The sequence below is a fragment of the Roseateles sp. genome, assembly GCF_044373315.1.
Taxonomy (GTDB): Bacteria; Pseudomonadota; Gammaproteobacteria; order Burkholderiales; family Burkholderiaceae_C; genus JACDQM01.
In genome coordinates this window covers 1-6,938 of sequence record NZ_JBILQK010000134.1, presented here as the reverse complement: position 1 = coordinate 6,938, position 6,938 = coordinate 1, and the positions used below count along the sequence as shown (strand labels likewise).

Genomic DNA, 6,938 nt, shown 5'->3' with positions numbered 1-6,938 from the left:
CCGCGGGCGGGGACTCGAGCATGCGGCGAGAGGCGCGCGTCAACGCACGAATGGTCTGATTGCCGTAGATTTCGCTGAATAGCGCAGCCGATCTTCCGGTGGTGTGGTAGCCGGGCTGGCTTTCTTGCTCCAGAAGCAAGACCCTGCACCGCGACGACAGTTCGTAGGCAAGTGAGGCTCCAGCGATTCCTGCGCCCACGATCGCCACGTCGAAACGACCGCTGTACTCAAACTCTGTGTTGCTCGTCATGTGCTGCACTCTAGTTGCCTCATGGAGCTTTGAGTGAGCCGTGCCAGCTCCGGCTAAGTGCGAGATCAGATGGCCTAAGCAATGCGGGTGTGAAGGTGCCGTTTCAGAGCTTTTCGTGTTTACATTGCACCTCAGTGCTCATCCGGAGCTTTGCGCGCATCAGAGGTGGACATGTCAGTTGTGGTTCGTTTCCGTTCGGTCGATCTGTCGCCTGCCATGTTTGGGCGCATGGGAACTTGGCCGGAAATGTCTCTGGCCCCGGCTGGCATGGTCCACCGATTGACGCCATTGGCGCCGGCCGTCGCCAAGCTGCGTTCGGAATATCCCGGCGGCCGAGCGCAGGGCTATCTGTGCCGTCTCGGACATGGCATCGTGGCGAGTGTGGGCTGCAGCGACAGTGAGGCTCACATCCTCAATAGCGTAGACGGCAATGACATGTTGTCCTTCAACCTGGTCATTTCCGGACAGCTGATCATTGGTTCGAACCAAGCAGGGCACGGGCCAATGCCCGTCAATGCCGGACAAGTCGTGACCGGCATCACAGACAGCCGCCGGATCTACTTTGCCCAGATGTTTGCTGGTGTGTCTGTTCGCACCGTGCGTGTGGTTTGCGATCCCGATCGGCTCGCTGAGGAGTTCCACATCGCAGGTGGGTCTGCAGCCATTCGACAGTGCTTTGGCGGCCTGCGGGTGTCCGCCATCAGCGCTCGCAGCCAGCGCGTCGCTCAAGAACTCCTGGAGATTGATTTTGATCGTCCATTGGCCTTGCTCCGATTCGAAGCCAAGACGCTCGAGCTGATGTGTGAATTGCTGGAGCCACTTCTGCCAGCATCTGGTGCGAGCTCACGTCCCGTGGTCAAGCTCAAGGAACATCGTCAAGTGCAGGATGCTCGAGCTCTCTTGGAGCTGCGGTATGACAATCCGCCAACCATCGCAGAGCTGGCGTCAAAGATAGGTGTTAATCAAAGCAAGCTCATGCGCGAGTTCAAGGCCGAGGTGGGCTGCACCATCGCAGAGTACGCGCTGCGCCAACGCATGGAGAAAGCGCGTGAGCTGCTGACGAAGGAAGGGCTCGGCATTGCGCAGGTGGCGTACCGTGTGGGTTATCAGCACCACAGCAGCTTTACTAGCGCGTTCAGCGACTACTTCGGCTGCACACCGACCGCGTTGCTGGCCAACGAAACAAGCGACGCGGCTTAGTGTGCCGCGCCCGCTCTATCTATTGAACGTCAGCTGCCTGCATGCGCTAGCACCGGCAATGTGAGCGATGACGCCCGTTGGCCAGCGTGGAAGATGGTTGTGGTCGCACATCGCATCTCAACGGCTGTTGCGATCGGCTCGCCTGTGTTTGGATTTGGATCCAGCAGCGGAAACAAGGTGCCTCCTATGAACAGACACAGACTGCTGCCAGCGGGGAGTTGGTGCGCGATATAGGTGAAGGGCAGCTTGACCTCCACTGGTTGGCCCGGTGTGAGCAGCAGCTCCTTGTCCTTGCCTTGCCGGTATCGCAGGCGCAGCGTGGCAAAGGCCAATCGAATGACCTGGCCGTCAGAGCGCCGTTCGGCAAGCTGTGCGATCACGTCGCAGTCAGGCGTGTCTGCCGCCATGTGCAAGTGCAGCCCGGCTTCGCCAATTAGGGTCAAGGGCTGTTCCAGCGCAGCGCCGCTGTAGCAAAGAATGTCGTGGCAGCGCTCGAACTCGCGCAGGTCCAACTGGAACGGATCTGCAGCGAACAGCGCTGGCGAAAACGGCAGAGTGGGGTCGGCGATGAAATGATCCGGCATTTCGTGGGGCGTTGGCGCTTCCCTGTGCAGCCATCCCTGGCCCCGGGCGGAGTTGGCGCGTCCGTCGCTTCGCAAGTACAGTGTGTGAGCTGTTGTTTCCCTTGGCGGGTATTCATCGAAGCCCACCCATTGGTTCGCTCCGGTGACGAAGAGTTGCACCCGTGACGGCAGTACCGGCGCCTTGCCTTTCCCGCGCAAGTGCTGATCGAAGAACGCCAGTCGCAAATCCATTGGATCCACGCGGTCCGCGTCGCCGAAGTCGTACGGGCCGTATTGCTTGCCACCCCCGACGTACGATTGACCATGGTCCCATGGACCGATGAGGAGTTGGCGTTGCTCTGGGTGCGCGGCATGTGCCTCCATCTGGCGCCACAGCGTGAGCGCACCGATGCAAAGGTCGAAGTTGCCGCTGACGACCAGGCAGGGAAGATCGATGTTCCGGTAATCGGCCGAAGAAAGGCTGCGTTGGTTCCACCATTCATCAAAGCGAGGGTGGGCCAGAATGTCTTTGTAGTGCTCCAGCCTGGTGCCAGTGAGGACGCCATCCGCCGCGTCGATCAAGGGGCGTGATCGCATGCGCTGCAACCACTCGGGTTGGCTCAGGATCGGTCCGGGACTTGCAAAGCCCCCCTTTGCCTCGGCCAGTGAATCGATCTGGAGCAGGTTGGTCCAGTTGATCGAGTGCAGCCGACTGAAGATCCCGCCCATGTATGGGATCTCGCGGAAGAAATCCACCGAGGGCACGCACGGCACGATGCATCTCAGATGCGGCGGGCGCTCGGCTGCGGCAGCGAGCTGGGTCATGCCAACGTAAGAAGCGCCGTCCATGCCGACCGCTCCATCGCACCACGTCTGACGTGCGATCCACTCCACCGTGTCGAAGCCATCCAGGCGCTCGTGCGGGCTGTTGAACGTGAACGTGCCCTCTGAATCGCCGATGCCTCGAATGAGCTGAAACACCACGGCATAGCCGGACTGCACGTATCGCAGAATCCCCAATCTACGCCACCCCATGATGTGCTGTCTGTAGGGTGTTCGAAAGAGGATGGCCGGCGCCGGGCCCTGGTCCGAAGGCAGCCATACGCTGGTGTCAAGCTGAACGCCGTCTCGCATCGGAAGCCGCACCCGTAGGTTCGGCAAGGGCATGGCCTCGACGGTCGGTCCGCCATTGCTCCCCGCGTTCTCGAGTACCGACATCGAACTCGTGGCTTTGCTGCCTTTGGATGCGGTGCCTGCTTCTTTGCTCATGGCTTGAACACCTCACGCAAACCGCGGCTCAGCGCAGCTGGATACACCGACATATGGTGTTCGTTCTCAAAGACCATGTGCTCCAGCTCGAGGCTCGGATAGCCGCGCTGATGCAACTGCTCCACAAAGGGAAGCACCAGTTCCACCATTCGCGGGCGCCATAGCCTTTGCAACAGTTCCTTGAGCGCAGGCGGCTGCGTGTCGAGGAACTTGTTCATCTCTTCCTCCGACTCCAGTGCTCCGCAAGCCATGAAGACTCGCGCGCTCAAGTCACTGCGCCCCTCAGCCAGCTCGCGCTCCTGCATCAGCATGACTTCGCCGTCGTACAGCAGCGATGGGCTGCATGCGATGTACCGTTGAAAGGTGTCCGGGGCATTCAGCAGGGTGTAGGTTGCGAACAGGCCGCCAAAAGACAGACCTGCAATGGTCGTGTCATCCGGATCTGCATCGGGCAGATTGGCCCCGACCCAGGGCTTTAGTTCATCGCGGATGAAGCGCAGGAATCTTGCTGCTCCGCCGGTTTGCCATCGGGCTGTTGAACCCATGGTCTGCGGATAGAGCGTTTCAAAGCTGGGGGAAGACGTCGGCGTGTAGTCCCGAGAGCGCAAGGCAAAGATGTCCAGCAATTGGTCGCTCGGGTAGCCGATGCCGACGACGTAGCAAGCGGGCAACTCTCCACCGAACTGAAGTGACCGAGCGGTTTCAACGACCGTTCCAAATTGGGCGTTCGCGTCCAGAGCGAAGATCACCGGGATCTTTTGGCCTGGCATGGTGGGTGTCCAAGGCGTCGCCACAAACAGTTTGAACTCATCTCCGACGTGGTGGGATTGAAGATAGTGAACTTGGGTGCACGCGATGGTGTGAGTGGGATGCGGGTCTGACATCGGCAATCTCCGTGAAGGGGTAGACCCAATGTAGAAGTCGCGGATCGCATGGGCTGTGGCGTGCTGGGCTTGTGCTTAGTCTTCCTGTCGATCGGTCCGCGTGAGCTCCTCGCGAAGGGGGCATGCGCCCTGCGCACATCCATCAAGACGCCTAAGTCTGGCCTTGCCTTGCCGAAGTGCGATGGTGGAGGTGCCAATAAATTGTGGTCAAACCAACAACCCCGGAGACCTCATGATTGCTGCATCCACCACTTGCACTGCCGTTCTTGCACCACTTGCTGCAGCAGTGTGCTCAGCGTTGCTAGCGTTTCCCGCACTTGCCCAGTCGGCAGGTACTGCCGAGGTTGGGGCCACTGCTGCGACTGGAACTGACGGTCGCCAGGTCGCCGAAAAGCGCGCCGTAGAAGTCTCCAAGCAGTTGGACATCGTTGTGGTCAGCGCAACTCGCCGGCGCGAGCCGATTCGCGAGGTTCCCATGCAGGTCAATGTGCTTCAAGCCGATGCGTTGCAAGATAGCGGAGCGAAGTCATTGGCTGACTACCTGTCGGCTCAGCCTGGCATTGATTTGAACTCTCAAGGTTCTCCGGGGCTTGGCGGTGTGAGTATGCGGGGGGTGAGCACTGGACAACAGACGACAGGGACGGTCGGCGTCTACGTGGACGAAGTCGCCACTGGGTCGAGTGGGGCCTGGGGGGCTGGCGGAATCACGTCTTTGGATATGGCCCTGCTGGATCTGAGTCACATCGAGATTCTTCGCGGGCCGCAAGGAACCCTCTACGGCGCAGGCGCCATGGGTGGGCTCCTGAAGTATGTGACGACTGAGCCCGACACCTACGATCTGTCCGGAAAGCTGGCGCTTGGAGCTTCAAGCATACGTTTTGGACGCCCAGGATCGACTGTGAATGGCGTCATCAACGTCCCTCTGCAGTCTGGCGTCGCCGGTCTGCGCGTGGCCGCATTCAGCGACCGTGCCGGCGGGTACGTCGATGCGATTGGCGCGGCGGCAGGGCGCGACGTCAATCGAGGGCAGACTCGCGGCGCGCGCGCGTCGCTGCTGCTGACGCCAACGCGCCATCTGAAGGTGCGCCTGACCGCCACTCAGCAGATTCTCGAAAGAGAGGGAAGGGACCTCGTTACCTATGAAACTGCAAACGGGCGAGTTGCAATAGGTGATCTCGTGCGACGTCAGTTTGTCCCTGAACACGTTGCACCGCGCTTGAACCTCTACAGCGCTGACCTGGAGTACGGCATCAACGGCGCGCGGTTGAATCTGATCGTGTCGCATCAGGCGTCACGCATGCCTGTCACCGGAGACCTCAGCGAACAGTACTTGCCGCTGCTCGCACAGATGGGCCTTAAGGCAGCTGGGGTCCCCTTCTTGAACACCCTGACCCAGACAAAGGACACGCAGGAGCTTCGGTTCACCTCGAAGTCCGACAAGCGTTTTGAGTGGTTGGTGGGCCTGTTTTCTGCGCGGGAAGCTGCGGCTCAGCACCAAGTGGTCAGCACCATCATGCCTGGCGGTGCGCAGGGGCCCCAATTGCTGCTGGCAGACGTGCCTAGCACCTATCGCGAGACGGCTGCCTACGGGAACGCAACCTGGAAGTTCGAGAATGGACTGTCACTTACTGCGGGCCTGCGTTCGGCCAAGAATCGCCAGTCAGTGACTCAGATCTCAGGTGGGATTCTCTTTGAACCAGTGGCTCGCGTGGGCGAGTCTTCCGACTCGAGCCAGACGCAGTTGCTGACCGGCTCTTATGCATTGAACCCGAGTAGCAGTGTCTACGTCCGATACGCCACCGGCTACCGCCCTGGTGGGCCGAACACTGTGATCGTTGACGCAAGTGGCAAGCCCCTTGCCCCAGGGTTCTTCGGCCCCGACACCCTCAGTAGCTACGAGCTGGGCTACAAGGCCGACTACCTGGACCGGAGGCTGTCGCTGGAGCTCGCTGCGTATGACATCGAGTGGAAGAACGTTCAGCAGATGAGCTCGGTCAAGGGGTTGAGTGTCATCATGAACGGAGGTGCCGCCCGAGTTCGAGGTGCTGAGTTCGCTGCAACATACCGGGCTACTCAAGAGTTCTCGATGAGTGCGAGCGGCGCCGCCATTGATGGGCGTTTGCTAGAAGATTGGGCCGGTCTGAATGGCAAGGCGGGAGATCGCATGCCAAGCAGCGCAAGGTTTTCTGCCAGCCTGTCCGCACGCTACGGCTTTGCGCTTGGCGGAATGCCTGCGTACGCATCCGTGGCACAACGATATGTGGGCGACCGCCGCGCGGGATTCGCCGGCAGCCCCTTGGCGCCTGACTATGCATTGCCAGCCTATGCATTGACAGATCTCCAGGCTGGTCTGGACTGGAACCGAGTCAACGTTTCCGTGTACTTGCGGAATCTCTTTGACGCGCGCCCTCAGCTTGGCAGCTATCCACTTGGCTCCTTGCCCGGCCAAACCTATATCAGCGTTGGGCAGCCGCGGACGTTTGGCGTCACTGCCGCAGTGGCATTTTGAGTTCATTTGAGCCTGTCAAACGGACTTGCACCTATGAAACTATTTGCGGCTGAGTTGGCCACCGAAACAAACACCTTCTCGCCGGCGCCTACCGGCCTGGCGGCTTTCGCTGAGAACGGCATTTACCGCGGTGACGCAAGCAGGTTGGCGCCCAAAGGTACAGGCTTGATGCTCGCTACCTTGCGTGGGCTGGCGGAAGCAGACGGGCATGCTTTTGTGGAGAGCGTTTGCGCTGTCGCCCAGCCAGCCGGCCCGACTTTGCG

At 60.3% G+C, this 6,938-nt stretch carries 6 protein-coding genes; 3 read left to right on the top strand and 3 right to left on the bottom strand.

Annotated features, from left to right (window positions below; translation table 11 throughout):
• The coding region (locus ACIQ67_RS18595; RefSeq protein WP_397535867.1) for an FAD-dependent oxidoreductase at nt 1-250 on the bottom strand (250 nt) is incomplete at its 3' end.
• 171 nt (nt 251-421) lie between these two features.
• On the opposite strand from ACIQ67_RS18595, the gene ACIQ67_RS18590 reads away from it, so the two are divergent.
• Complete coding sequence (locus ACIQ67_RS18590) at nt 422-1,450, top strand: helix-turn-helix transcriptional regulator (RefSeq protein WP_397535866.1); 1,029 nt, start codon at nt 422-424, stop codon at nt 1,448-1,450.
• Nucleotides 1,451-1,479: 29 nt separating this feature from the next.
• Here the strand turns inward: ACIQ67_RS18590 and ACIQ67_RS18585 are convergent, their stop codons facing one another.
• Both ACIQ67_RS18585 and ACIQ67_RS18580 read right to left on the bottom strand, forming a co-directional pair.
• The gene (locus ACIQ67_RS18585) at nt 1,480-3,282 is read right to left on the bottom strand and encodes a CocE/NonD family hydrolase (protein WP_397535865.1); all 1,803 of its coding nucleotides are present in this window, start codon (nt 3,280-3,282) and stop codon (nt 1,480-1,482) included.
• Nucleotides 3,279-4,166, bottom strand: a complete 888-nt coding sequence (locus ACIQ67_RS18580; protein WP_397535864.1) for an alpha/beta hydrolase — start codon at nt 4,164-4,166, stop codon at nt 3,279-3,281. Before ACIQ67_RS18580 ends, ACIQ67_RS18585 begins: the two co-directional genes overlap by 4 nt.
• 232 nt (nt 4,167-4,398) lie before the next feature.
• Between ACIQ67_RS18580 and ACIQ67_RS18575 the strand changes: the two genes are divergently transcribed.
• Nucleotides 4,399-6,675 (top strand): TonB-dependent receptor, encoded by a 2,277-nt coding sequence (locus ACIQ67_RS18575; protein ID WP_397535863.1) that lies wholly within the window; start codon nt 4,399-4,401, stop codon nt 6,673-6,675.
• A 33-nt stretch (nt 6,676-6,708) separates the two neighbouring features.
• Nucleotides 6,709-6,938: M81 family metallopeptidase (locus ACIQ67_RS18570; RefSeq protein WP_397535868.1), on the top strand; the 230-nt coding region annotated here is incomplete at its 3' end.

Excerpts from the sequence above, each read along its gene's own strand:
- ACIQ67_RS18590 (WP_397535866.1), top strand. The coding sequence starts at position 422 with ATGTCAGTTGTGGTTCGTTTCCGTTCGGTCGATCTGTCGCCTGCCATG.
- ACIQ67_RS18585 (WP_397535865.1), bottom strand. The coding sequence starts at position 3,282 with ATGAGCAAAGAAGCAGGCACCGCATCCAAAGGCAGCAAAGCCACGAGT.
- ACIQ67_RS18580 (WP_397535864.1), bottom strand. The coding sequence starts at position 4,166 with ATGTCAGACCCGCATCCCACTCACACCATCGCGTGCACCCAAGTTCAC.
- ACIQ67_RS18575 (WP_397535863.1), top strand. The coding sequence starts at position 4,399 with ATGATTGCTGCATCCACCACTTGCACTGCCGTTCTTGCACCACTTGCT.